The sequence below is a fragment of the Marinobacter sp. BW6 genome (assembly GCF_008107725.1).
Taxonomy (GTDB): Bacteria; Pseudomonadota; Gammaproteobacteria; order Pseudomonadales; family Oleiphilaceae; genus Marinobacter.
Map to the genome: position 1 here is coordinate 1 of NZ_VIRN01000013.1, position 374 is coordinate 374.

Consider the following 374-nt stretch of genomic DNA (forward strand, 5'->3'; position numbering starts at 1 on the left):
GCCAATTGATTTAGTCGTTGTAAATTTATATCCTTTCCAAGAAACGATTCAAAAATCTGGTGTTACTTTAGAAGAAGCGATTGAAAATATTGATATTGGCGGACCTTCGATGTTACGCTCAGCTGCGAAAAATTATGCAGCGGTAACTGTTGTAGTTGATACAGCGGATTACGATACGGTACTTACAGAACTAGAAGAACACGGCGCAACTACTTTTGAAACGCGCCAACGTCTAGCTGCGAAAGTTTTTCGGCACACAGCGGCCTATGATGCTTTAATTGCAGAATACTTAACGAACATCACTGGAGAAACTTTCCCAGAAAAAGTAACATTAACTTACAATCGAAAACAAGTTTTGCGTTATGGTGAAAATC

At 39.0% G+C, this 374-nt stretch carries 1 pseudogene; it reads left to right on the forward strand.

Going from position 1 to position 374, the window contains the following annotated elements:
- Nucleotides 1-374 (forward strand): annotated as a pseudogene (gene purH / locus FMN52_RS00050) (bifunctional phosphoribosylaminoimidazolecarboxamide formyltransferase/IMP cyclohydrolase); the annotation flags it as partial.